Annotated in this window: 23 protein-coding genes and 1 pseudogene; 13 read left to right on the forward strand and 11 right to left on the reverse strand. The window is 40.6% G+C overall.

The genetic code is table 11. The features are described from left to right. Window positions 1–13 precede the first annotated feature (13 nt). Window positions 14–535, forward strand: coding sequence for a transposase (locus tag BEGALDRAFT_RS18795; RefSeq protein WP_198284588.1), 522 nt, complete (start codon window positions 14–16; stop codon window positions 533–535). Here the strand turns inward: BEGALDRAFT_RS18795 and BEGALDRAFT_RS10965 are convergent. Beyond that, window positions 440–1,843 carry a tetratricopeptide repeat protein gene (locus BEGALDRAFT_RS10965; RefSeq protein WP_002689975.1) on the reverse strand — a complete coding sequence of 468 codons (1,404 nt, stop codon included), beginning with the start codon at window positions 1,841–1,843 and terminating at the stop codon, window positions 440–442. The genes BEGALDRAFT_RS18795 and BEGALDRAFT_RS10965 overlap by 96 nt on opposite strands. Before the next feature lie 252 nt (window positions 1,844–2,095). On the opposite strand from BEGALDRAFT_RS10965, the gene BEGALDRAFT_RS18270 reads away from it, so the two are divergent. Beyond that, on the forward strand, window positions 2,096–2,980 hold the full coding sequence (locus tag BEGALDRAFT_RS18270) for a class I SAM-dependent methyltransferase (RefSeq protein WP_157237578.1): 885 nt from the start codon (window positions 2,096–2,098) through the stop codon (window positions 2,978–2,980). Between the two features lie 222 nt (window positions 2,981–3,202). Here the strand turns inward: BEGALDRAFT_RS18270 and BEGALDRAFT_RS10975 are convergent, their stop codons facing one another. From BEGALDRAFT_RS10975 to BEGALDRAFT_RS11005, 7 genes are all read right to left on the reverse strand, one after another. Further along, window positions 3,203–3,826 carry a hypothetical protein gene (locus BEGALDRAFT_RS10975; RefSeq protein ID WP_002689978.1) on the reverse strand — a complete coding sequence of 208 codons (624 nt, stop codon included), beginning with the start codon at window positions 3,824–3,826 and terminating at the stop codon, window positions 3,203–3,205. Between the two features lie 79 nt (window positions 3,827–3,905). Next, entirely contained in the window at window positions 3,906–4,565 is a 660-nt protein-coding gene (locus BEGALDRAFT_RS10980) for an HAD-IA family hydrolase (RefSeq protein WP_002689980.1), read from the reverse strand. 86 nt (window positions 4,566–4,651) lie between these two features. After that, window positions 4,652–6,100 carry an ATP-binding response regulator gene (locus tag BEGALDRAFT_RS10985; protein ID WP_002689981.1) on the reverse strand — a complete coding sequence of 483 codons (1,449 nt, stop codon included), beginning with the start codon at window positions 6,098–6,100 and terminating at the stop codon, window positions 4,652–4,654. Between the two features lie 229 nt (window positions 6,101–6,329). Then, window positions 6,330–7,865: an ATP-dependent Clp protease proteolytic subunit gene (locus tag BEGALDRAFT_RS10990; RefSeq protein WP_002689983.1), complete on the reverse strand. Its 1,536-nt coding sequence runs from the start codon at window positions 7,863–7,865 to the stop codon at window positions 6,330–6,332. Window positions 7,866–8,023: 158 nt separating this feature from the next. Further along, complete coding sequence (locus tag BEGALDRAFT_RS10995; RefSeq protein WP_002689984.1) at window positions 8,024–9,424, reverse strand: hypothetical protein; 1,401 nt, start codon at window positions 9,422–9,424, stop codon at window positions 8,024–8,026. A 53-nt stretch (window positions 9,425–9,477) separates the two neighbouring features. After that, complete coding sequence (cysM, locus tag BEGALDRAFT_RS11000; protein WP_002689986.1) at window positions 9,478–10,368, reverse strand: cysteine synthase CysM; 891 nt, start codon at window positions 10,366–10,368, stop codon at window positions 9,478–9,480. Window positions 10,369–10,432: 64 nt separating this feature from the next. Further along, on the reverse strand, window positions 10,433–11,398 hold the full coding sequence (locus BEGALDRAFT_RS11005; RefSeq protein WP_002689988.1) for a sigma-54 interaction domain-containing protein: 966 nt from the start codon (window positions 11,396–11,398) through the stop codon (window positions 10,433–10,435). A gap of 249 nt (window positions 11,399–11,647) precedes the next feature. On the opposite strand from BEGALDRAFT_RS11005, the gene BEGALDRAFT_RS11010 reads away from it, so the two are divergent. The 6 genes and pseudogenes from BEGALDRAFT_RS11010 to BEGALDRAFT_RS18800 form a co-directional block, all read left to right on the forward strand. After that, on the forward strand, window positions 11,648–12,814 hold the full coding sequence (locus tag BEGALDRAFT_RS11010; RefSeq protein WP_002689990.1) for a DegT/DnrJ/EryC1/StrS family aminotransferase: 1,167 nt from the start codon (window positions 11,648–11,650) through the stop codon (window positions 12,812–12,814). Further along, on the forward strand, window positions 12,811–13,392 hold the full coding sequence (locus BEGALDRAFT_RS11015; RefSeq protein WP_002689992.1) for a sugar transferase: 582 nt from the start codon (window positions 12,811–12,813) through the stop codon (window positions 13,390–13,392). Before BEGALDRAFT_RS11010 ends, BEGALDRAFT_RS11015 begins: the two co-directional genes overlap by 4 nt. A gap of 162 nt (window positions 13,393–13,554) precedes the next feature. Then, window positions 13,555–16,194: a serine/threonine-protein kinase gene (locus tag BEGALDRAFT_RS11020; RefSeq protein WP_002689993.1), complete on the forward strand. Its 2,640-nt coding sequence runs from the start codon at window positions 13,555–13,557 to the stop codon at window positions 16,192–16,194. Further along, a complete protein-coding gene (locus BEGALDRAFT_RS11025) occupies window positions 16,185–17,018 on the forward strand; it encodes a Stp1/IreP family PP2C-type Ser/Thr phosphatase (RefSeq protein ID WP_002689995.1) in 834 nt (277 codons plus the stop codon). Before BEGALDRAFT_RS11020 ends, BEGALDRAFT_RS11025 begins: the two co-directional genes overlap by 10 nt. Before the next feature lie 3 nt (window positions 17,019–17,021). Further along, a complete protein-coding gene (locus tag BEGALDRAFT_RS11030; RefSeq protein ID WP_050978438.1) occupies window positions 17,022–17,492 on the forward strand; it encodes a tetratricopeptide repeat protein in 471 nt (156 codons plus the stop codon). A gap of 22 nt (window positions 17,493–17,514) precedes the next feature. Further along, window positions 17,515–17,676, forward strand: a pseudogene (locus BEGALDRAFT_RS18800) (SEL1-like repeat protein); the annotation flags it as partial. A gap of 237 nt (window positions 17,677–17,913) precedes the next feature. On the opposite strand, the gene BEGALDRAFT_RS19410 reads toward BEGALDRAFT_RS18800, so the two are convergent. Genes BEGALDRAFT_RS19410 through BEGALDRAFT_RS11040 form a run of 3 tightly spaced genes read right to left on the reverse strand, consistent with a single transcriptional unit; the run spans window position 17,914 to window position 20,284 of the window. Further along, entirely contained in the window at window positions 17,914–18,066 is a 153-nt protein-coding gene (locus BEGALDRAFT_RS19410) for a DUF5989 family protein (RefSeq protein ID WP_002689997.1), read from the reverse strand. Beyond that, window positions 18,066–18,452 carry an SxtJ family membrane protein gene (locus BEGALDRAFT_RS11035; protein ID WP_002689998.1) on the reverse strand — a complete coding sequence of 129 codons (387 nt, stop codon included), beginning with the start codon at window positions 18,450–18,452 and terminating at the stop codon, window positions 18,066–18,068. Before BEGALDRAFT_RS11035 ends, BEGALDRAFT_RS19410 begins: the two co-directional genes overlap by 1 nt. A gap of 5 nt (window positions 18,453–18,457) precedes the next feature. Then, the gene (locus tag BEGALDRAFT_RS11040; RefSeq protein ID WP_002690002.1) at window positions 18,458–20,284 is read right to left on the reverse strand and encodes a carbamoyltransferase family protein; all 1,827 of its coding nucleotides are present in this window, start codon (window positions 20,282–20,284) and stop codon (window positions 18,458–18,460) included. On the opposite strand from BEGALDRAFT_RS11040, the gene BEGALDRAFT_RS11045 reads away from it, so the two are divergent. The 5 genes from BEGALDRAFT_RS11045 (at window position 20,283) to sdhD (ending at window position 24,405) form a co-directional block, all read left to right on the forward strand. Continuing rightward, window positions 20,283–21,323: a hypothetical protein gene (locus BEGALDRAFT_RS11045; protein WP_040294943.1), complete on the forward strand. Its 1,041-nt coding sequence runs from the start codon at window positions 20,283–20,285 to the stop codon at window positions 21,321–21,323. The genes BEGALDRAFT_RS11040 and BEGALDRAFT_RS11045 overlap by 2 nt on opposite strands. A gap of 55 nt (window positions 21,324–21,378) precedes the next feature. Next, on the forward strand, window positions 21,379–21,648 hold the full coding sequence (locus BEGALDRAFT_RS11050) for a hypothetical protein (RefSeq protein ID WP_040294944.1): 270 nt from the start codon (window positions 21,379–21,381) through the stop codon (window positions 21,646–21,648). 408 nt (window positions 21,649–22,056) lie between these two features. After that, a complete protein-coding gene (locus BEGALDRAFT_RS11055) occupies window positions 22,057–22,989 on the forward strand; it encodes a TOPRIM nucleotidyl transferase/hydrolase domain-containing protein (protein ID WP_002690006.1) in 933 nt (310 codons plus the stop codon). Between the two features lie 638 nt (window positions 22,990–23,627). Next, entirely contained in the window at window positions 23,628–24,011 is a 384-nt protein-coding gene (gene sdhC, locus BEGALDRAFT_RS11065) for a succinate dehydrogenase, cytochrome b556 subunit (protein ID WP_002690009.1), read from the forward strand. A 13-nt stretch (window positions 24,012–24,024) separates the two neighbouring features. Next, on the forward strand, window positions 24,025–24,405 hold the full coding sequence (sdhD, locus tag BEGALDRAFT_RS11070) for a succinate dehydrogenase, hydrophobic membrane anchor protein (RefSeq protein WP_002690010.1): 381 nt from the start codon (window positions 24,025–24,027) through the stop codon (window positions 24,403–24,405). The last annotated feature ends 2 nt before the right edge of the window (window positions 24,406–24,407 follow it).

Consider the following 24,407-nt stretch of genomic DNA (forward strand, 5'->3'; position numbering starts at 1 on the left):
AGATTCCCAAGCGGTGAAAAATACTTGTCTGGCGAGTCGTCAAAGTAAAGGCTTCTGCTTTTACAAAGCTACCAATGGAATTAAAAGACACTTAGCCGTTGATAGTTTAGGCTTGCCCTTGTTTACACGCTGTACAAAAGCCAATATCAATGATGACCTAGGATTGATTGAGCTGTTCAAGGAGAATATCGATTACTTCAGGAACAAACCTTTAGAGATGCCTAAAACGACAATTCTCTTGGATAATGGCTATCATCCTGTGCGTATTCAGGAAGCGTTAGAAAAAATTTATCCTGATATTCTGAGTAAAATCCAGTTTGAGTTATCTCCCAAGCCCAATAAGCAAGAAAAGTTAGCACAAGGTAAGACAGGCTTTGTACCTGTTAAAGCAAGATGGGTAGTAGAACGTTCTAATGCTTGGGTTGAGCGATGTAAGTCCTTAGTTAAGAACTTTGAACGGACTCTTGAGAATGCTAACGCTAAACTGAAACTGTGTTTTATCAGACTCATGATTAAACGAATCGCTTCTTTTTAAACATTTCAAATCGGTTCTATAGAATATTAACGCCTCTTGATACTGTTGTTCTGCTTCTGCTTTACGGTTAGGGTCTTTAACAGTCATGAGAGCAAGGTTGTAGAGGGTATCAGCGACATAGGCATAGTAAGCGGGGTTAGTTTTGGCTGCATCTCTATAGAATATTAACGCCTCTTGATACTGTTGTTCTACCTCTGCTGCGTTACAGTCGGGGGCTTTGGTCGCTAATACTGCAAGTTCAAATAGCATATCGGCAACATAAACGTTATAGGCAGGGTCTATTTTAGCTAACGCTTTATAAATTTCTAAAGATTCCTTATACCCTTGTTTGGCTTCTTCAGTACGTTTGGGATTTTCAGCGATTAAATGGCTAAGGTTAATAAGTGCTTTTGCGACATAAGCATGATAGATAGGGTCTGTTTTAGCTAATTTTTTGTAAATTTCTAAAGATTCTTTATATCCTTGTTCGGCTTCTTCGTTGCGTTTTGGGTCTTCAGAAATTAAGTTGGCAAGGTTGCCGAGCGTTCTTGCGAGTTCGCAAAGACAATATGTTGCGTTTGTTTTTGTTTTGGCTAGCTTTCTATAGTATTTTAAAATTTCCCGATATAGTTTTTCTGCCTCTGCTGGTTCTTCGGTGTTTGTATATAGAAATGCTAAATAGTCTTTTACCTGTAATAATGTATCTTGCTGTTTTTCATCAGGGTGTTGTTTTAACCTTTTGAGTAAGTCCTTATATATCTGTTTCGACGCTTCGTACTCGTTTTGTTCCTGTAATAATTCAGCATATTTCACACCGTATTCAATATTATCAAAATAATCATAAGCCACTTTTAACATAGGCAGAGCTTGTACAGGCTTATTATCTAATAGATAAACTTGCCCTAGCATAAAATGCACTTTGGCATTTTGTTTGGTCTTTTTACCCTCAGGCGTTTTTAAAGTGTCTAATAAGACAGCTAGGTCAGAGAAATTCCCTTGTTTTAATAATGTTTTTGCGTTGGTCAATACCTTAGCATTAGTAATATTTTTCAAACTCTCCAAATTTTTAGATAAATCGTTATAACGAGCTACCCAATTTTTAGCATTGGTTTGTTTAGCATCTTTAAACATGAGGGTATTACTTAGTTGCGCTTGTAACTGTTGAAACTGTGTATTTAAAGCATCTTGAGTTTCTAAGTCTAAATGAGCGCAATGTAGAGTAAATATTGCGTTATCAGGTATTTGTTCTGTTTGAAGACGGCAATTTTCTGCACTGAAGGCATAAAAAGGAAAAAAATATAGAAGCCCTACTAAAAAAACATTTTTCATGGCTTAATCCCATCTGTAAATAACTTGATGAAGATTATAAGTAATTTCCTGAAGTTATGAAATAGCTTTATAAACAATATGTAAATAGAAGTTTAATAATATCATTATGTAATAAATATCTCAGTAATAACAATTAGTTAATATTATAGAGAAATTTAAAATTTTTTCTTATGCTTCGTCTTGAAGAGGCGTTAATTTAATGTAATGATTAATAATATCTCTAACTATTTTAAAACTAAAGAAAAACTTTATATGAATAAATTATTTAGTTTTTTCAAACATTCAATATTCCCCAAAAAAGAAAGCCCTTTTCTGAAGGTAGATGCATTTCATACGATTGGCTTTTTGCCAACAATGGCGTTAGAGCAACAGATTGTTACTCAAAATATTTCCGCTGTTAGTGCTTGGTGCAGTGTTTGTAACGATGCGAGAACAATGACGATTTCTACTGCTTTTGTGGATGCCATTAAAAACGGCGGGTTTATTAATTGGCGAGAAGATGCGATTTGCCAAGTTTGCCATTTTAATGCAAGAACTCGCGCAACGGTTGATTTAGTAAATCTGTTGTTTTCTAAAAAGAAAATACAGTCTGCTTATATTACAGAGGCAGTTACTCCGTTATTTTTTCGGTTAAAAGAAAAAATAAACGGTTTGGTTGGCAGTGAGTATTTAGGCGGGGATAAAGTCGGCGGGCAGCTTTATGCTTGTCAAGGGCAATTAATTCGCCATGAAGATGTAACAAGGTTATCATTTTCAGACAATGAGTTAGACTTATTACTATCGTTTGATGTACTTGAGCATGTGAGCGATTATAAGCTGGCATTAACGGAAATTTATAGAACGTTAAAACAGGGTGGACATGCTTTATTAACAACGCCGATTAATCCGCGTTTAAAGTCAACAGTGACAAGGGCGTATGTTGATAGTGTTGATTTACAGGTGAAACATTTATTAGAACCTGTTTATCATGGCGACCCAATCAATAATAGTGGCATTTTGTGTTTTCATGATTTTGGGATTGATATTGTCGATATACTTTATCTTATTGGTTTTAGTAAAGTTGACGTGTTTATTGCGCAGTCTAAAAATCGTTATTATCTCGGTGATTTTCATATTTTTTTATATCTTACAAAATAAAATAACCTGAACCTGAGTTCGGCGAGTTTTATAAAATAAAACAGAGACCTGCTAGGTTTTCAAAATCTAGCAGGTCTTTTTTTGTCTGAATCAGGATTAGCAGGATTGAAAAGATTGATTCGCGTTAATTTTTTTTGTTTTAAGGTTTAAATCCTGCTAATCCTGATTTCAGACAAACGCTTGTCTTTTTAACAGAACCTTGCAGAACTCAGGTTATTTACGTCAGGTTATCCAATTTGCTTGTAATAGTTTTTCTACTGCGGGCAAATCGGCGCGTTTCATGGGTTTGCCATCGGTTGGGCTTAGCGGCGACCAGCGAATGTCGTCTATATTGAAGACGGTGAGCGCGACATTGTGGTCTCCTGCAACGAAGTAGTAGCAGGGGTAATTGACCGTTTTGTTAATTTCCCTTGAGGCGGTGATGCGAAATTTACGGTCGGTTAATTCGTAGGGGATGCGATTGTCAACAAGGAAGAGTGCAACTTCTTCGGGAGAATGGGCAAAAAGATGGAGATTAATATCTGAGTGTGGGGTTGCTGTTCCAAGTAGGACTGAGCCTGTTAAACGAGGGGAAAACGCTTTGAATAGTTGCATCGCTTGTATAGCGGTTTCACGTAGTTCTTGTACAAGTTGTGGCTGGGTATCGCTTTTGAATAGGCGTTGATAAATAAGAATTTCTGCTTGAATTTCGCTGTTGCTGGGTAGGTTGCGGGTATTGGGTACGCCTAATTGAGTCGCGGCTTTGCATTTGGCAAGGTGGTAGTCTTCAATGCCTTCTTGCACCATGAGGCGCGCGCTGACTTGTGCTATACGTTGTCTAAATTGCGAATCGGTAGCGTTTTTCATAGGACTCACAGTGTATGACTTTTGTAGAGGGTAAACGATAGTCGGTTGTTGGTGGTTTAGGGTTGTTCGGTTATGCGATTTAGTCCTCTAAGATTTTGAGAAAAGGGGGAAGTTCTGTGAGTGAGTCTAGGCAGTGTAGCGGGTGACAAGCCAGTAAACGTGCTTTTTCGTGTACGCCGTAGCTGACGGCTATCGCGCTGGTTTTTGCGTTGTGTGCCATTTGTAAATCGTATTCTGTATCGCCTATCATCACCGTTTCGTTGGGCATAACGCCTAGTTCATCCATGATTTCTAATAGCATTTGTGGATGGGGTTTGGAATAGGTTTCATCAGCACAACGGGTGGTGTGGAAAAATCGGTTGAGTTGATATTCTTCTAGCGCAATGTTTAGTCCACGTCGTGCTTTGCCTGTTGCAACGGCTAACCAGTAGCCTGCGTCATATAGGGTTTGTAGTGTTTGGGTCACGCCTGTAAAAAGAGGCGCGGGCAGGGTGTCTTCGGCAAAGTAGTAATGGCGGTAATGGTCTTTAAATTGTTGATATTGTTCTGCACTGAGTTGTGGAATGAGTTGATAAATTGCGCGTTCTAAGCTTAAGCCAATAATATTACGAATTGCGGAATCGTCTATAGGATCAAGTCCGATGTCGTGAATAGCTGCTTGAAAGCTGGCAATGATGCGTGCTTGTGAGTCGACCAGTGTGCCATCCCAATCAAACACGAGGAGCGTTAGTGTTTTCATACAAAATCTACAGCAGTGATAATTCGTTTAGTGGGTCATTATTTTTAGCGGGGTTTAATTAATTTTAATGGTTTTGTTCATCTTGTTTAGTTTGAAAAAGGGAGCGTGAGTGTCACTTGTACACCTTGTTGTCCTTCTCGGTTTGTGAGTTGGCAAGAGCCGCCGCGATTCCAGACCAGCATTGCAACCATGGGTAAACCAAGCCCCATGCCTTTTACTTCGCCTGTGAATGATTTTTCACTTTGATAGTAGGGCATCCAAATCTTTTGTAATTCTTCGGTGCTGAGATGTCCGCCGTTGTCGATGACGGTCATCAAAATTTGTTCTTCGGTGCAGGGATTGATATCAATACGAATGCAAGGCGATTGTTGGGGGTGAAATTTTTTTGAGTTGGTAAGTAATTCTCTCAGAATCAGTTCTAAAGATTCATGGGAGAGATTAATGAGTTTATTGTGTAATTCGTCAGCAATGTGTAATTCAATGTTTTCTAGGACTAAATCCCAGCGAATTTTTGTCGTAATTTCTGCAATTTGTTCGATGGGTGTTTTGCCATCTACGCGCACCATTTGCCCAACGTCGATATAGCGGAGGATTTCTAAAATTTGGTCTTGCAGACGTTTTGCACTTTCGCGGGCAATTTTTAAGAGGGAATGCGCCCGCTCGCTGGATAAATCCATATTTTTTTGTTCCAGCATTTGCAGGCTGACCAGTCCATTTAATGGTCCGCGTAATTTGTGCGATACCATCGTTTGAAATGTCCACATTTGCCGTTGTAAGTTCATGCGTTCGCTGACGTTTTGTAAGTGAACGAGAATACTGCCTTGTTTATATAGGGGTAGCTCTAACACTTCAACTAATAGCCACAGTGGCGGGGTGTGTTGGGTTTCTGGGCGAACTAAATAACGTTGTTCAGCAATATTGGTTTTTTGTGTTTCCCAACCTTGCCATGCATGATGAGGTTCAGCTTGATAGGTTTGTAAGGCTTGCGGGAGAAAGCTGATTTTTTCAGTTGTGAGGGGGGTGGAGAGATTTAATAGGAGTCTGGCTTGATGGTTAGCGTATTGGACAACGTCGTATTCGTTGATGAGTAGATAACCGTCTTCTGAGTTTTCAATCACCCATTCAAAGCGTGAGCGTTCCGAAACAAGGCGACGATAACGATTTAGGCGCATGATGGTACGCACGCGCGTTCGTAACTCAACACGGTCATACGGTTTAGTAATAAAATCGTCTGCGCCAACCTCAATGCCTCTGAGGCGCGATTCTCGGTCATCTAGGGCAGTCAGCATTAAAATAGGGACTTCTGCCAGTTTGCTATTTGCACGGAGTAATGCACAGACTTCAAAACCATCCATTCCGGGCATCATCACGTCTAAGAGAATCAAATCTGGAATAACGGCTTGTGCTTGCCGCAGTGCTTCTTCACCGTGTGAAGCGAATGCAAGTTGATAATTTTCGGTAGCTAATAGCATTTCTAATGCATCGCGTCCATGTTCTTCATCATCAACAATTAGTACACAGTTTCGGTTATCCATTTAGAAAAGTATCTTGAAGCAGTGAGAGGAAAATGTATAGCAAACGTATTATAAAACGACATGGGGGACTGGCAGTCCTAGATTTAAATCACTTAATGGTACGGTTACTATATTGTTTCATGTGTAGCAATGCACGATTAAAATCGGTGTTGTGAATCATTTCATAAAAAAACCCATCGGATTTTATCCAATAGGTTTTTTTAAAAGCGGTGTGCATTCGTCGGTAAAGTTAGTAACGGTAATAATTATCAGGGTTATATAAATGGTACATGTCCATCACACTTAAGGGTGGCAATTGATAATAACTTTTCCCGTTGGTATCTAATTTTTCATGGTTAGAGAACAGTAAAACATCTGGTGCAACAACTTCAGGCTCTTGTGGTTGCTTGATATAAGAAGTATCTCGTACATTTTCGACAACGGTATCAACCCATTTAAGTGTCACGGCTTTATCTGCAAACTCCCGCCAATTGCCATCGGAATTATGTTTATACATCTCTTTAATCAGCGTTTCTAAATTCATCCCCATTTTGTTTGCAACGGGTTCCATCACGCGTCGCGACCATTCTTGCATCATCGCTGCTTGCTCATTTTGCTGGGTTAAATTCCCCAAAAATCCACTCCATACTTGATGGTGGATAATAATCGCATCTGGATATGCAAATGAACGTTTTGCGGTGGTTGCAATGACGGCTGCCATACTGGCGGCAAGGGATTTAACCACTACATAAACAGGGGCTTGGCTGGCTTGCATGGCTTTTATGATTTGCATGCCCTCCATGACTGAACCGCCTGCACAGTTATCAATAATGAGAAAAATGGGATATTCTGCGCTTTTATTATTAAAATAAGAAAGTCGTTCAGTCACATACATAGAGCTACCTGGTAAGATAGGTCCTGTAATCATGATTCGGCGGTCACTGATGATTAACTCACCATTGACATACGGGTCTTGTAAATACTCTGGGGCTTTGTTGGTTTGACTATCCCATAATGCCCGTTGTTCCCGTTTGACTAGCTTATCAGTTAAATCGCCGATACTGGCTTGCTTAACCTTTTCATATTCTAGCTTTGCTGTTTCATGTGCTATTTGTGCTGTTTCTAAGGCAATTTTCAACTCAATGACTTTATTTTTCTCTTCTTGTAGCGCATTTTGCGCAGCGAGTTGGGCTTTTTCTACCTCTTTATCAGCAAAGCTTAATTTGCTTTGTTGCTCACGAATAGCATTTTCTAATTCTAAGCGGGCTTTTTTATCGTTAAGTTCTGCAAGGGCTTGAGCCTGTTTTGCGACTTGTAAGGCATTTTCTAACTCTACACGCTCTTTATTGGCAGTGAGTTGGGCTAATGCGAAGCGATTTTTTTCTTGCAACAATTCATTTTGTAAACTGAGTAATTCTTTTTCTTGTTGCAATTGCAAAATTTGTAATTGATGTTGCTCAACTTTTTCGACCAATTGGCGACTGAGTTCGGGGTTACTCTCTTTCAGTTGCTCCAACAACTTCAATAAAGTTGCTAAACGGTCTTCGCTGGTTGCTACGTCTGTTGTCGCGCTACTTTCACTATTTTCTGGGTTTTTCGCATTCTCTTCAGTATCGCTGGCTGTTCCTGCATTGGCTTTAACGGTGACGGTATTATCAGCATTTTCCGTCGTCGCAACTTTAAGCGTCGCGCGATGATTTGCCTCAGTTGATTCAAGGGCAAACACGGCATGGGCAGACAATAAACTGATGAGTACACTTAAAGAAAGGGGTTTAAACGACATCATGAATTTTCAACTTAAAAAGCAATATAAGATAAAGAGAGTAAGCAAGATAGCTTATTTTAAAAAAATAACAGTCATCACAGTAAATAACATAAAACGTTACGATGTCAAGCAATTCATAATAGGTTTATTGAGTGTATATTCAAGTAAATCATAATGTTTTAACGCTGTCTCGTTGTTAATGGGGCTGCTTTACCCTGACGAATTTGCGTAAAATCTAAACGTTCCGTTTCCATGCTCGCTTGGTTTTCTGTGCCCGCAACGCAGACAGGTTGGGTGCACTCTAATCCACCTGCTCGTAAAACACGGATAATATGTCGTAGTCGCTCTTGACGGGAGGTGTCATCATTGCTCGAACGGTCAAAAAATAAAATGTTTAATTTATTCCGCATTAAATAATCCGCATTTGGGTCTGGATTAATAATAGTAACAATTTCGTCACCTTGATAATTTTTTAATTTTAAGTGCATCGCTTCTCGAAAGTCTTCGCCTTCATAAGTTGCATCAGTCACTTCCCAACCTGCTTCATATAAGGCTTCTTCTATCATTTGCCCAATATTATTGCGCAATTGTGAGGCTAATAATGTCTCTTTGGCTTCTGCGACTAAATTCGCTAAAGTTTGTTGATAATTTGCCATTTGTTGCAAAATCTGTTGTAACGCTTCAATTGGCATAAAATCACGATTTTCTAGTTGCCATTGTAAAGTTTGAACTTGTTGATATAATTCAGCATATTTGCCTTTTGTCCAGAAATCAACGTCGACTGCGGTTTGCGTTTCTTCACTGCCTGAACCAACGGCAATGGTTAATTGGGCTTGTGCTTCTACAATGGCAAGGGTTTCTAATACGCTATAGCGAGCAGAATGCCAATAAGCCTGCCATTCCACTTCTTTCTGTTCTAATTGTAAGCGTAGATTTTGCGCGGCTAGCCATGTTTGCTGGCTGTTGGCAATGGTGGCTTGGTAATTTTTCTGTACTAAATTGCTTTGTGCTAATAGCAATTCACCTTGTAATTTTTGCAGGGCAAAGGGGAAAAATTGTGGATGGTGTGTGTAATGGCTTTGTAAAAACTGTAACAAGGCTTGTGTGATTGTAACCCATTGTTGCGCTTGGTCGGCTTCGTTCAGGTGTTGCGCGTATAATTGCTCGGCTATTTCGCTTAATTCTTGATGTAATTGATGTTGTTGCGCACCCAGTGCATTGGTAAATTCGCGGGTTTTTTGTTGAATTAAGGCAGCATAGTGTCCGCTGTTTTGGGGCAATTGTTCGGTGATTTGTTGTTGAAAGGCTTGCGCGAGTTTTTGTAATTGTTCGGTATATTGCTGTTCTATGGCTTGAATTGCTTCGCCTAAGTCTAAAGTAGCAAGCGTTTCGGCAAAGGCTTGTTGACGTGAACCCACTTCGTTTAAATGGCGGTCTAATTCGTGGCGGAAGTGTTTACTGGCTTGGGAGAGACGTTGCTCGATACGTTCCGATAAATCGTCGACCGTTTCGCAGGTATCTAGTAAACGGTCTATGTCTGCATTGCGCAGTTGTACGTAACTTTCTTTAATACCGCTCATAACCGTCTCACCCTTGCCTATTCTCAAAAGTCGATAAAATGATGAGGCTTAGATTAAGCAGGAAAAACCCCTGTAGATAAATAGCGGTCGCCTCTGTCGCAGATAATGCAGACAATCACAGCATTTTCTACGGTTTGTGAAACTCGTAGGGCGGCAGCGACTGAGCCACCAGAGGAAATTCCTGCAAAAATCCCTTCTTGCGTGGCTAAGGCGCGAGTGGTTTCTTCGGCAGTGGGTTGATCCATGTCGATGATTTGGTCAACTTGGGAAAAGTCGCAAATTTTTGGCAGGTATTCGACGGGCCAGCGACGAATCCCTGGAATGCTCGCACCTGTCGCGGGTTGAACACCGATAATTTTAACAGTGGGATTTTGTTCTTTTAAATAACGCGATACGCCCATAATCGTGCCCGTTGTGCCCATGGTGGCGACAAAATGGGTAATCGTGCCTTGTGTGGCTTGCCAAATTTCAGGGCCTGTGGTTTTGTAGTGGGCGAGGGGATTATCGGGGTTATCGAATTGGTTTAAGACTTTGCCTTTACCATCTTTTTCCATTTGAAAGGCTAAATCACGCGCAGCTTCCATCCCGCCTTCTTTGGGCACGAGAACCAGTTCTGCGCCGTAGGCTTTCATCGATGCCCGCCGTTCTACGCTCATATTTTCTGGCATAATCAACACCATTCGATAGCCTTTCATGGCGGCAACCATGGCTAATGCAATGCCTGTATTACCGCTAGTTGCTTCGATAAGGGTATCGCCTTGTTTAATTTCGCCTCTTAATTCCGCTTCTTGAATCATGCTTAAAGCGGGGCGGTCTTTTACCGAGCCTGCGGGGTTATTGCCTTCTAATTTGACAAGGACGGTATTGGAGGTTTTGCCTGCAAGGCGTTGTAAACGGACAAGTGGCGTATTGCCAACAAATTGTTCTATTGTGGGATAGCTCATGATTTTGTCTCTGAATTTTGTTGTTAGGTATGAGGCGGATAAAACCATTGTGTTGAATAAAGGCTCAGACAATGCCGTATTTTTTAATTCGATATAGGAGTGTGTCTCGACTTAAGCCAAGTAAACGCGCGGCTTGGCTACAATTGCCGTAAGTTTTTGTTAAGGCTTGACGGATGAGCATGATTTCTACCTCAACTAAGTTAATACCTTCATCAGGAAAACCATTAAAAAAGGGAAGCGGGCTGGTTTTTATTGGTGTTGTCGCTTGATGATATTCAATGGGTAAATGGGTAGGTTCTAACCGTTGTCCTGCATGGAATAAGACTAAACGTTCACATAAATTGCGTAATTCGCGCACATTGCCCGCCCACTCATGTTGGGTCAAAACGCTTAAAGTTGCGGGGCTGTAGCTTGGGGCTGTGCGTTGGTGTTGCTGGGCAAATTGTTGGGTAAAGTGTTGAATTAAGCCTTTAATATCGCTTTTGCGTTGGCGTAATGGGGGTAATTCTAAAGGGACGATATTTAATCGATAATATAAATCTTGGCGAAAATGTCCTGCTTGCATTTCGGCGTATAAATCGCGGTTTGTTGCAGTAATTACGCGCACATTGACCTTATCTGGGGTATTTTTACCAATTGCTTGGCATTCGCCATTTTCTAAAAAACGTAGGAGTTTAGCTTGAATACTGAGCGGTAATTCTCCAATCTCGTCTAAAAATAAAGTGCCCCCTGCGGCGGCTTGAATGCGTCCTTGTCTATGCGTATCTGCCCCTGTAAACGCGCCTTTACGGTGTCCAAACAATTCCGATTCTGCTAGCGATTCGGGTAACGCGGCGCAGTTGATTGTCACAAAACTTGCTTGTTGACGACGGCTTGCTTGATGAATTGCGCGGGCTAATAATTCTTTACCTGTGCCACTTTCTCCCAAAATTAAAACGGTCGCATCTGTTAACGCAATCATTTGAGCGGCGCGTATCACCGTTGCAAAATCACCTGCTTCACCGATTAATGTTGCAAATGCGTTTGACATGGGTGGCAATCCTTATCCTTTCTTTAAACTTAACGGGTGAATTTAAAAAAATCTGTCCGCTTATGCGCCGATATTTCCTATCAGCGATAGCTAGAATAAAGCATACTTTACCACAACTCTTGTTTAATGCTGTTGATAGTGCGAGCTTGTTTTTAAGGGGTATTTTACGAGGATGTGTTTACATCCCTTAACGGGCTAACTTATGGTTATAATATGACTATTTGCCCTCTGTTTTAGGAGTAATTTGCAGTGAATGAAGCGTTTTTGCCTTTTGCTGTGCCGTGTATTGGTGAAGAAGAAATTAATGAAGTTGTCAATACCTTACGTTCGGGTTGGTTAACTGCGGGCCCGAAAACGCAACAGTTTGAACAAGAATTTTCTACTTATGTTGGAATGCCTTACGCTTTAACCGTTAATTCTGCGACTGCGGGCTTGCATTTAGCCTTAGAAGCTATTGGTGTCGGTGCGGGCGATAAAATTATCACGTCGCCTTATACCTTTACGGCAACAGCTGAAGTCGCCCGCTATTTAGGGGCTGACCCTATTTTTGTTGATATTGACCGCCAAACTTTTAATATTGATACAAAAAAACTCGCCCACGCTTTGGCTACTACAACAGGAATTAAAGTGATTTCGCCTGTGCATTTTGCGGGTCAAGCCTGCGAGATGGATACGATTTTAGCCTTAGCGAAACAGTATCAATTAAAAGTGGTGGAAGATGCTGCTCATGCGTTGCCGAGTCAGTATAAAGGGCGATTAATCGGACAATTTGGTGATGTCACCGCTTACAGTTTTTATGCGACTAAAACCGTGACAACGGGCGAGGGTGGAATGATAGTTACGGCGAATCCTGAGTATGCTAAACGGATGAAAATAATGCGTTTGCATGGTATTAGTCGTGATGCATTTGACCGTTCTAGTTCTTCTTTGCCAAGTTGGTATTATGAAGTTGTCGCGCCTGGCTTTAAATACAATATGAGTGATATTGCCTCTGCAATGGGCATTCATCAATTACGCAAAGCGGAAGCCTTACGCCAACGTCGTGAAGCGATTGCCAAGCAATATACGGAAGGGTTGCAAGGTTTACCGCTCACCACGCCTTATGTCGCACCTGATAACGTTCACGCATGGCATTTATATGTAATTCAATTAACCTTAGAAGCGTTAAAGATAGACCGTAACTTGTTCATTGAGCGGATGAAAATGGAGCGAATCGGAACGAGCGTGCATTTTATTCCCTTGCATATTCAACCGTATTGGAAAGAACGCTATGGCTTTGAACCTGAAGATTTTCCGATTGCTTATGATGTGTATCAGCGGGCTGTCAGCTTGCCGATTTATCCCGATATGACCGATGCGCAAGTCGAACGGGTGATTAACGCAACACGGCGAATTTTAACAGGAGCGTTGCGATGAGGGTAAAACGCGGATTCGATTTATGCTGTGTGATTCCCGCGATTATTTTATTAAGCCCTTTACTGCTCAGTTTGGCTATTTGGATAAAGCTAGACAGTCAGGGGTCTATCTTCTTTTTACAAACCCGTGTCGGGCAAGGGGGACGCTTATTTAAAATTTTTAAATTTCGCACCATGCACGCCAATACGGGCTTAAAAATTACCGCAACCACGGATAAACGCATTACCCGCGCAGGGATGTTTTTACGCCGTTATAAATTAGATGAATTACCGCAACTCTTTAATGTCTTAATTGGTGATATGAGTCTTGTAGGCCCTCGTCCTGAAGTGCCTGACTATGTTGCACATTACCCAGAGGCAGTTAAAGCAGAAGTCTTATCCGTGCCATGTGGTATTACCGATTATGCGTCGATAGCATTTCGGCATGAAGGCGAATTGCTTGCTACTTCAGACAATCCCGAAAAAACCTATATACAAGAGATATTACCGATTAAGTTAGCTTATCAACAACAATATGTCCGTGAACGGTCATTATGGGTTGATATCAAAATTATTCTACAAACTTTAAAGGTGTTATAAACGCACCTGAATACTCAATATAGGTAGTTTATCAAATAGTTGCAGTGCATGACTTTACGTCACCATTCACTGGCATATATCTTGCGGATTTAAAAACAATCAGATTAGCCTTGCTAAAAATAGGCATACTACATTGTTTTTAAAGTTAATACCGATAAGAGCATGACCACTTTCAAAGAAAAACTAGCTATGAATGACTGGATTATCGGCGTATTGGTCGCGGTGTGTTTATTAGGACTAGCACAATTTGGATTTTTACAACCGTTAGAAAATATCCTTTACGCCAATGGCATGCGTTATACCAGCCAACACACCAATGATAAAGTCGCGGTTATTGCCATTGATACCAACAGTTTAGAACAACTCGGCGCGGGGCAATGGTCACGCACAACTTATGCACAACTGCTGGATATTCTCCAACCTTATGCTGATGTTATCGCCACTAATCTCGATTTTTCCAAACCCCAACAAGATGCAGGCACAGAACGGCTTGCCGAGCTCATTCGCTTTTACAGCGAATCACCCGCTATTAACCAACTCCCCACAGAACTTGCAAAACTCAATACCTTAATTGCCACCGTGACGAAAGTCCGTCGTAACCGTGCCAGCGAGCGCGACAGCCTCGCCGAATTAAACGACTTTGCACAATCTGCAAAACTTTGGACAGAATTACCCAACATCCTCACAACCCTAGAAGACAAACTCAACGCTGCTTATTCAGAACTCGATGCCGATGGCATTTTTGCCGAGCGTTTAAAAAAATCAGGCAAATGGGTTTTTGCCGTTCCTTTTACGCTGGGTGAACCACTATTACCCCAGTCAGACCTACCCGACAGCATCACTCGAAACCGCTTAACCAATATCAGTGAACGCTTTGACACCGCACGCCCATCACCACAACCACTGAGTATTAACACCATTCGCTCACCACTTGAACGGTTTAACGAAAATACCAGCGTATTGCCCGACCTACTTTTACTGGATAACCGCGTCCCGCTTGTTACTCAATACCAACAACTCTATCTACCCAGTTTACCGCTCCTCCTTGCTGCCAAACATTTACGAGTTAATTTACAAGATATCGAAATCCGTTTAGGACAAGGCGTGCGTTTAGGCGCGTTACGTATCAATACCGATGCAAATCTAAACATACAACCCATTTTCTACCATGAACATGAAATTGCGAGACAATCAGCATTTACCCTCGACAGCTTCGTTGATGTCCTCCGTGGCAATATTTCCCCCGAAAAATACCGCGATAAAGTTGTCTTAATAGGCATGACCGCACCCAACTACAGCACGCGCCAAATGACACCTATTGGAGAAATGCCCCCCATCCTCACCATCGCCCACAGCGTCAGTAGCCTACTCAATCAAAACTACCTCATTACCCCTCACTGGGCAGTAGGACTACAAACCGCACTTTTCCTCCTGATACTGATTTATCTCTGCCTGATACTGCCCCATTTAAAGCCAAAAATTGCGTTATTAATCAGCTTTATCAGCTTTATTACCCTGCTTGTGCTATATTTCGGCTTACTACGGTTAGGACTCTCCATCTCCTGCACACTCCCACTGCTCCTCCTGAGCTTAGGACACCTCCTACTGACCAGTAAACGAGGCATTATGGCGTATCAAGACGTATTTCGTATGCTACCCAACGCCGTCGAAAGCAACCGACTGCTAGGGCTTGCTTTCCAAGGACAAGGACAGCTCGACATGGCATTCGAAAAATTCCGCCTCTGCCCTACAGATGAAGGCATATTAGGACTACTCTACAACCTTGCCCTAGATTATGAACGCCGTCGCCAAGCCCGCCACGCTGCCGCCGTCTATCGCTACATTCTGAGCCACGCCCCCAACTTCCGCGACACCGAACGCCGTTTAGAACGCCTACAAAGCACCCGTAAACCCCGCCTACGAGGCACAAATAACCACCTTGACGACTGGCTACAAGACGAAAGTGGCGAAAAACCCCAACTTGGACGCTACCAAGTAGAACGCCAACTCGGCAAAGGCGCGATGGGCGTGGTTTACCTCGGCAAAGACCCCAAACTCAATCGCTTGGTTGCCATCAAAACCCTCCCCCTCTCCCAAGAATTCGAAGCCGAAGACCTGCCCGAAGCCACCGCCCGCTTTTTCCGCGAAGCCACCGCCGCAGGACGCTTAAAACACGAACACATCGTAGCCATTTACGACGCAGGCGAAGAATACAACCTAGCCTACATCTCCATGGAATTCTTCAAAGGGGGCAACCTCACCCCCTACACCAAAACCGAACAACGCCTACCCATTGCCGATATCATCGACATTGGCTATCAAGCCGCGACCGCCCTAAACTACGCCCACAACCAAGGCGTTATCCACCGCGACATCAAACCCGCCAACATCATGTATAACCCTGCGACCAAAAAAATTAAAATTACCGACTTTGGAATTGCACGGATTACAGATGCAAAACGAACAAAAACAGGTATTATTTTAGGAACACCCTCCTATATGTCACCCGAACAATTAGCGGGTAAAATGGTGGACGGTCGCTCGGACTTATTCTCGCTAGGCATACTACTCTACCAACTCCTAACAAGCGTGTTACCATTTCAAGCAGACTCGATGGCAACCCTGATGTATAAAATAACCACCGAACCACACCCCGATTTATCCATGCTACGACCTGATATCCCCACTTGCTTACAAGACCTCATCAACAAAGCCCTCGCCAAAGACCCCGAAGACCGCTTTCAAACAGGCGCAGAATTTGCCGCCGCGCTACGTGACTGCAAGGTAACATCATGCGCCTAGAAATTGCCTCACACACAGACACAGGGCTTGTTCGAGAACACAACGAAGACTGCATCGACAGCAATGCCGATTTAGGCATTGTCATCCTCGCAGACGGCATGGGCGGATATCAAGCGGGCGAAGTTGCCAGCGCGCTCGCAGTTAAAACCATCATGCAAGAAATGATTAACGAAATCAGCCAACTCAGCCCAGAACAACAACAAACCATCACCAACAACGGACAACACCGCATTTCTGCCCTGTTAGAAAAAGCCATCCTCAAAGCCAATCAACTCATATTCCACAGTGCCGAAGAACAACAAGAATATCGAGGCATGGGCACAACCGTTGTAGCGGCTGTATTTCAACCGACTTTTATCAGCATCGCCCACGTTGGCGACTCGCGTTTATACCGTTTACGCGGTTCAGAATTCACCCAACTCACCACAGACCATTCCGTCCTACAAGAACTCATCGACTGCGGATTCTACACCCGCGAACAAGCCCGCTATTCTCCCAATAAAAACCTCGTTACCCGCGCCCTAGGCGTTGGCGACACGGTTGCGGTGGACGTGACAGAACACCTCATACAATCCCACGACATCTACCTACTCTGTTCAGATGGCTTAAACGACATGCTAGACGACGAAGTTATGCAAAAAATTCTAATGCGAGACATCAGCCTAGAACAAAAATCTATTGCTCTAGTTGAACGCGCCAATAAACTCGGCGGAGAAGACAATATATCCGTCATCCTCGCCCAACCGACTTTAAACATGGATATGATGCAACCAATGCCGAAAACATGGATTAATCGATTATCGGCGTGGTGGCGGGAGGGATAGAACATGAGCCATATGGAAACACCACCTAGTCGTAAAAAGCCGATTGCAAGTAGTCAAACGTTTGCAATTGGAGAGATAAAAAAAGAAAAACAAACACAGGAAGTTGAAGTTACACCTAAACTATTTAAGCAGTTAGAAAAACTTGCTAAACAGGGAAACGCTCAAGCTCAATATAATCTAGGGCTTTGTTATGTCATGGGAAAAGGCGTAGCCCAAAGTTATGAAAAAGCCTTTGAATGGTTTCAAAAATCTGCTAATCAAGGACTTTTCCTAGCACAATATAATCTAGGGATTTGTTATGACAGGGGACAAGGCATCGCTCAAAATGATGAAAAAGCCTTTGAATGGTTTGAAAAAGCAACAAAGAAAGGATTTGCTCCAGCACAACGTGCTTTAGGAAAGTGTTACCATGAAGGAAAAGGCGTAGCACTTTGTTATGAAAAGGCTTTCGAATGGTTAGGAAAAAGCCGCTAATCAAGGGGATGCTCAAGCACAATATAATTTAGGGGTTTGTTACGAGCTAGGGCAAGGTGTAGCCCAAAATCATGAAAAAGCAGTTAAATGGTTAGAAAAAGCGGCTAGTCAAGGCTATGTTGAAACACAACATGCTGTAGAAGCTGATGATACCCAAAAAGAGAAGAACGATAGTGCTGAATAGAACGAGATTTATTTTTAACCTGAGTTCGGCGAGATTTATAAAATAAAACAGAGACCTGCTAGATTTTCAAAGCCTAGCAGGTCTTTTTTTGTCTGAATCAGAATTCACAGAATTTTCAGAATTAAAAAACGTGATTCGTATTAATTTCTTGGTTTAAGGGGTTTAAATTCTGTTAATTCTGAAAATTCTGATTCAGACAAGTTATTGTCTTTTTAAAAGAAATTCGCCATACTCGCGTTAAAAAAGGGTATAAATAAATGGTGTAAATACTGAACCTTGCGTTAAGACCAGTAAACCACCTAACAAAACTAAAATCAAAAAGATGGGAATTAACCAAAATTTTTTACGCGCACGTACAAAGAGATAAATATCTTTTAATAAGTCCCACATCAGAAAGGATGCTCCATGTGATTTGGTAAACGGTGTGTTTTTTTGACACGATAGCTAGGCTTGGATAACCCTACCCCTAAAACACGCATCATAATACCTAACGGCGTAATGATACAAAAAAACAACAATCCTAAAATCAAGCGCGTATTAACCCACGCTAAGAGATTTCCTAAATGATTCCACGCAATATAAACGGGCTTTAAAACCGCAGGTAGCACTAATGCAAGAATGATTAAACCACTTCCCAGCAACCCAAATCCTAACGAAAAGGTATGATGCAAAAACCAAGGGAATAACACCCCAAAAATACCCAGAATTCCCCCGCCAAGCACAAGACCAAATTCCCGTAATACCTTCTTATCGACAACTGTATTGACGCTGTGCATAACAATTAATCTAACTCTATACTAAGGCTGTTAAAATTATGTTGTGGCTGAAACGATTTTTTTAAAAAACAATTCTCAATAACCAAATAATCCATTTCAGTTTTCATAAAACACTCATAAGCTTGCTGAGGTGTCGCAACAATCGGTTCACCTCGCACATTAAAAGAAGTATTCACCAAAACAGCACAACCCGTTAAGGCTTCAAAGGCTTGTAATAAAGCATAATAACGCGGATTTGTCTCCTGATGCACTGTTTGTACCCGTGCTGAATAATCTAAATGCGTAATAGCAGGCAATGTAGAACGCGGTAAATTAACGCGCTCAATCCCAAATAACGTTGCATCTTCAAGACGTTCTGGTAAACGCAATTCGGGCTTGACCTCTGCGACTAATAACATATATGGACTAGCAACAGGTAAATCAAAATACTCACTAGATTTTTCGGCTAACACCGACGGCGCAAACGGGCGGAAAGATTCCCGATACTTAATTTTAAGGTTCATAACCGACTGCATTTTTGCACTACGTGGGTCACCCAAAATCGAACGCCCGCCCAAAGCCCTAGGGCCAAACTCCATGCGTCCTTGAAACCACCCAATAACTGCCTCTGAGGCTAAAAACGTTGCCACTTGTGAGAATAAAAGATTATCCTCTACAACCTCATATACCGCTCCAACAGAATCTAAATAAGCCTGAATTTCAGCATTAGAAAATTTTGGCCCTAAATAACTGCCACACATCGCATCATCAACCTGCGCCTGTCGTGGCTTATCTAAATACTCATGCCACACGCTTAACGCCGCCCCTAACGCGCTCCCTGCATCACCCGCAGCGGGTTGAATCCAAATATTTTTAAAAATATTTTCTTTCAGAATTTTACCATTTGCCACACAATTTAATGCCACACCACCCGCTAAACAAAGATTTTCAGACGGCAATTCTTGGCGCACTGTGCGGGCTAACCGCAATACAGCCTCCTCCAAAACAACCTGAATAGACCGCGCAATATCCATTTCTCGCTGTGTTAATGGACTTTCAGGCACACGAGGTACACCACCGAACAAAGTATCAAACGCTGGGCTAGTCATGGTTAAACCCACATGATAATTAAAATACGTCATGTTCAATTTAAACGTACCATCTTCTTTTAAATCAATAAGATTATCTAAAATTTTCTGCACATAATGCGGCTGTCCATATGGCGCAAGCCCCATTAATTTATACTCCCCTGAATTAACTTTAAAACCCGTGTAATAAGTAAACGCAGAATACAACAAGCCCAATGAATGAGGAAAATGCGACTCCCATTGCGGAATCAACTGATTATCCTTCCCCTGCCAGACCGAAGTAGTTGCCCATTCACCCACCCCATCGATACATAAAATACTCGCCTCCTGAAAAGGACTGGGGAAAAATGCCGCCGCCGCGTGAGACTGATGATGTTCATTAAATAACAACTTCGGTAATTCTTGCCCTTCACAAGAAAATTGCGCCAATTCCTTTTTCAACACAGCTTTTAAATAAAGCTTCTCTTTTAACCAAACTGGCATTGCCTGTATAAAAGATTTAAACCCCCGAGGCGCGTAGGCTAAATAAGTTTCTAAAAGACGCTCAAACTTCAGCAAAGGCTTGTCATAAAAAACGACATAATCTACACTGCCAAACGCAATATTTCCCGCCTCTAAACAATATTGAATTGAATTCACGGGAAATACTGCTTCATTTTTTTTACGTGTAAAACGTTCTTCTTGCACTGCTGCAATGATTTCTCCATTCATCACCAATGTTGCAGCACTATCATGGTAATATGCTGAAATACCGAGGATATTCATGTCTTTTTTAAGTCCCTTAGCGATTTATGGCTTAATTTTTTTGAGTTTAATACTCAGTATTTTTACATTATCACTGATTTTCATAAAATATTGGAAAAAGCCATCAAAATTAAAAAATTCTCTTATCAATGCGTCGCTATCATTTTTTACTGTTGCATTCGTACTTTTATTTTTAGAAATTGGGGCTTATCTCTTTATTGTTCGCTCAGATAGCTTTAGTTTTACGCTAGCAAATAAACGCTGGTTTAATACCTACTGGCAACCTATTAACACACTGGGTTATCGGGATGATAATTATAGCTTAGAGCAACTTAAAAACAATAAAGTAGTTTTTGTTGTTGGAGACTCTTTCATTGCAGGTCAAGGGATTAAAGACTACAAAAACCGTATTTCTAATTTATTAGAAGAAAAACTTGGAAAAGGCTGGCTAGTTGCAAATATTGCCCAAGTTGGCTGGAGTACCCCTGATGAATATCAAGGGATTATTAAATATCCGTATAAACCTAATATTATTGTTTTATCCTATTTTATTGATGACATTCGCCAAGCCTCTAGCCAATTGAATGAGGATAGCCAATTTCGGTGGCAACAGTTATTACAACCTGTTCCCAGTTATCTACAAGGGATTGTTAATCAGTCTTATCTCGCCAATTACTTTTATTGGCAATGGTATCGTTCTCACAATAATCAACCTGAATCGATTTACTGGGAAAAAATGCAAGGCTACTATACAAACCCTGTAACATGGGGAATTCATCAACAGGAATTAAAAAGTATTATTGATTATGCGAAAGCCCATCAAATTACATTAATTCCGATTTTATTCCCAAACTTGGTTTCATTAGAAAAGAGTAAACCGATTTTGGATAAAGTCGCTGTTTTTTTTCAGGAACAAGGCACAACCCCTATTAATCTCACTACATTATTTGCGGGAAAAACGCCCGCTGAATTAGTCGTAAACCAAGTAGATGCACATCCTAATGAATGGGTTAATCAACAAGTGAGTGAGATTGTATTTAAAGTGATTAAAGCACAATAAAATCTACAGCCCTAACCATAAAAAACGCGGATAATCCACCCTACAGGATAAATAAATGGAAACTCCTCCTAGTCGGAAAAAGCCTATTGCAAGCGGTCAAACATTTACAATTGAGTTGATAAAAAAAGAAGAACAAACACAGGAAGTTAAAGTAACGCAAAACCTATTTAAACAATGGAAAAGAGAGGCTAAACAGGGAAATGCTAAAGCACAATTTAATTTAGGCGTTTATTATGAAAAAGTGGCTAATCAAGGCTATGTTCAAACACAACATGCTGTAAAAGCTGATTATACCCAAAAAGAGAAGAACGATAGTGCTGAATAGAACGAGATTTATTTTTAACCTGAGTTCGGCGAAATTTTTACAACCCATCAAACAAAAACGGATAACACTGCTTGAAGCGGTGATATTTATAAATAGCTTGTTGTTGCTTACGACTAAACTTAGGTTTAGTAACGAGTTAAAATGCTTGCCTAACCTACTTTAAACATGGATATAGTAAACGTATTATAAAACGACATGAAGGACTGGCAGTCCTAGATTTAAATCACTTTATGGTATGGTTACTATATGTCACAACCAATTCCTAAAACTTGAATTAATAGATCATCTACGTGGTGGTGAGAGGTTTAATAGACATAATCTAAGTTTGGTGAGATTTTGCGAAGAAAATTTTGCAGAACTTGGGTTAAAACAGGAGTTAGTATTTTTTTGATAACTGATTATTTATATATGAAAAAATATAGTATTTTTAAAAAACTAGGTGGGACAGAGAATGTTTTAAATACGCTAAAACATTTTTTAAAAAACGGAGTTAATCTTAATAAGAAATTCAATATATTGAATATTACTATCCAAAATCATGCTATTTTGATTAATTATGAGTCAGACACAAAAAATACTTTCTGTATTTATAACGATTTTTCTACGATCATGGGGTTTATTCATGGAGCTCTTGCAAAAGAATTTTCTACTCAAAAAATATATAATGTTGGCATACAGGCTAGTTATAAAAAAGAAAATCAAATATATATACTGTCCCCAATTGAGTCAGTAAAGGCAATCGCCCAAGGTAATGCTATTTATTGGTTAAATAACTCAATTATAAACAAACCTCTTAACCCTCTCAAGGAAGTCTATGTTTTAGTTGAGGGAGAGTCAGAGTTAGTTGCATTTCCAATCTTATTTGAATTTATTGGCGTTAATATCGAACAACATAATATTAAGCTAATTCCATATTCAAAGAATAATTTAAAAACTAGTTTAGTGATGTTAAAACATACAAACAGTGCTTTTTATTTAATATGTGATAAAGATAAGGAAAAAATTATTTCTGATTTAAAAAGAGAAAACTTATTAAAAAATAATTGTTATGTACTTCCAAAGGGAGAATTTGAGGATTACATTGCGCCAGAGCTCTTAATCGATATTTTAAAAAGTTTTACACCCAATATTGATATTAACAAAAACTATATTGAATATCATAGGGAATCTGGGATTAGTACTTCGAAACTCATAGCTAAATATTATAATGACAAGGCAATTAGAGACCAAAACCCACCTAAACCAGATGTTATTAAAAAAGTTGTAATGCACTGGGGACAAGCTGATGATATTCCTACGGACTTTACAACTATTCTGAATAATATTCTTGATATTTCATGATCATTTAAAATGATGTTATAGAGCAAATAAAAAAAGCGCGTAACTCAAATTACGCGCTTTTGTATTTTCACGCTAACGTACGACCCTCAATATAACGATATTATAAAATACTGAAAGTTTTTTAGTTGTTTAATGTTAATATTATGTGTTGTTGACACTCTTCTATGAGTTTCAATAACGCAATAACCCGATTATATCTTTTTTTGCTCTGTTTACAGTCTAAGTATAAAGTTAATGCTTGATTAGCTACTTTACAGGCTGATTCAAAATCCTTTAATCGTCTAAATTTTTCCGCTATATAGTACAATTTTTTAGCGGTTTTATATCTTTTTTGTGTTTCAATTAGTATTTCTAGCATATGGATAACCTCAATAAATTTGATGAGGGTCTCCGCGTGATTGCGCACAATATAATTCTAAAGAAGTAAAAATCAACCTTAAATATTAATTTATTAGTGATAAATATTATGGGATGACGCTTCAACAAAACGGCAATCATCATGAAACAATTAAATCAATTCATGATGACTATTTATATTCCCTTATCTTTATCATAAAATGCTCGACTTCACTCGCAGTTTATTTTTTCCGTACTGCAACATTTTTTTGTTTAACCCTGTCTAAGAGGTAAGTTTTGTTATGCCCGTGCATCAGCGTCCTCTATCGCCTCACCTGCAAATCTATAAACCCCAACTCACGTCTTTTACCTCCATTGTGCACCGTGCAACGGGAGTATTCCTTTCTTTGGGAACTATTGCTCTGGTTTATTGGTTATCTGCCATTGCAGGGGGTGAAGAATCCTATAAAACTGCGCAAGGTTTAATCGGTTCTTGGATCGGTTTGCTCTTGTTGTTCGCTTGGTCTGTTTCTTTGTTCTATCACTTAGCAAATGGGATTCGCCATCTGTTTTGGGACATGGGACATGGCTTAGAGATTAAAACCGCTGAAGCTAATGCAAAATTGGTGTTATTAGTGACCGTCGTTTTAACAGGCTTAGCTTGGTTGTTAGCTTTTATTCTGTAGGAGAACGTTAAGAATGCGTTTACAGACACCATTAGGGCGAGTACGTGGCTTAGGGTCAGCAAAAGAAGGGACGGGGCATTTTATTTCTCAACGGCTTTCTGCAATTGCTTTGATTCCGCTATTGTTATGGTTTGTTGCCTCTATTATCTCTTTAGCAGGTAAAGATTTTGCGGTGGTGAGTGCTTGGGTAAAATCTCCCTTTGTCACCGTCACGTTAATTTTATTGATTTTATCCGCTGTTTATCATGCGGTTTTAGGCTTGCAAATTGTCATCGAGGATTATTTCCACGTTGAGTATAGTAAGCTGATTATGTTAATTATTATTAAATTCCTTGCCGTCATTATTGCGGTTGCGGGCGTTGTTGCCGTTTTACGGATTGCGTTGGGAGGCTAACC

The sequence above is a fragment of the Beggiatoa alba B18LD genome (assembly GCF_000245015.1).
GTDB classification, from domain to species: domain Bacteria; phylum Pseudomonadota; class Gammaproteobacteria; order Beggiatoales; family Beggiatoaceae; genus Beggiatoa; species Beggiatoa alba.